The following is a 1225-nucleotide window of genomic DNA, read 5'->3' as shown; positions in this document are numbered from 1 at the left end:
TCAGGGCCGTCGTACCGCGCGACCACACGCGCGCGTCCGCCTCCTCGGGCCGTACGGGCGCGGCGGCCCGTCCGGCCAGGTGGCCCGCGAGGAGCGCGGCGGCGGGCGGCAGCGCGAGCACGGCCCACGTCGAGGGCGCGGGATCGCCGTGCGCCGGGAGGGCGGAGAGGAGCGGGAAGGGCGGCAGGCCGTCGAGCGGCGTGGCCCCGGTGAGCGCCACGGGGTGCCCCGTACCGATGAGGAAGCCGGGCCCGAGCGCGTACGAGGCCGCCCACAGGACCGCGTTGGGGACGAGGGCGACGGCGAGGAGGAGGACGGCGATGAGTCCCGACCAGTCGTCGCTGACGCGGCCGAAGGCACCGCGAGCGGCCTCGGAGTGGGCGCTCAGCGTCGTCACGAGGAGCAGCGCGCCGCCCCCGACGAGGCCGAGCACGGTGGCGCCGGCGGCCCGCAGCACCGTGTTCAGAACCTCCCGCCGCGCGCCGAGCCGTACCGAGAGTGCGGGCAGCGGGTCGGGCCGCCCGTGCGCTGCCCACACGCCGGAGGCGACGGCGAGGGCCGCGAGCGGCGGTACAGTGGAGCAGCGCGCTCAGCGGCTCGGGGGACGGGTCGCCGCCGCGCGCGTAAATGAGCGCGGCGCCGCGACGAGGAGGTACCCGGCGCACACCCCGGCCACGGCCGCGCCGCGCCCGCCGAGCGGGCCCCCGGCCCGTACCGGGGGCAGTTCGCCCGGCTCCTCGGGTTCGGCGGCCTCGCGCGCCGCGCGGTGCAGGAGCCACAGGGGCAGCAGCGGCAGCAGGAGCGGGACGACGCCGAGCGGGACGGCCTCACCGGTGACGAGGCTGGAGCGGGTGAGGGAGGTGCCGTGGCCGAGGAACCACAGCGAGGCGGCGAGGCGCAGCGCGCCGCCCGGCCCGCTGTCGGGGAACGGAGAACTGATCCACAGCACCATGACCAGGACCGCGAGCGCGCCGAGTCCGAGCCCGGCGGCGAAGGCCCCGCCGAGCAGCGAGGCGATGAAGGCGGGCAGCCGTCTGCCGAGACGGGCGGCGACGGGCGGGGCGGCGGGAGGGCCCTGGGGCGGCGTGGCGGTCCCGGGCGGATCGGTCATCTCGGTCACCGGCCCATGCTCCCAATGACCCAGTCGATACCCGCGCAAGAAGCGCGTACCGGAGGTGTCGCCCAATATGCGATTATGCGATCTTACGTACGGAGCGACGTGCCG

General features: G+C 77.2%; 2 protein-coding genes. Both read right to left on the bottom strand.

The genetic code is table 11. From position 1 onward, the window contains the following. Positions 1-538 (bottom strand): DUF6350 family protein (locus tag SSBG_RS34910; RefSeq protein WP_234010577.1); only part of this gene is annotated, 538 nt, incomplete at its 3' end. 51 nt (positions 539-589) lie between these two features. Continuing rightward, complete coding sequence (locus SSBG_RS34905) at positions 590-1120, bottom strand: DUF6350 family protein (RefSeq protein WP_008747572.1); 531 nt, start codon at positions 1118-1120, stop codon at positions 590-592. Positions 1121-1225: the final 105 nt, after the last annotated feature.

The sequence above is a fragment of the Streptomyces sp. SPB074 genome, assembly GCF_000154905.1.
Classification (GTDB): Bacteria; Actinomycetota; Actinomycetes; order Streptomycetales; family Streptomycetaceae; genus Streptomyces.
The sequence above is the reverse complement of the archived record's forward strand: the minus strand, read 5'-3'. Positions and strand labels throughout refer to the sequence as shown.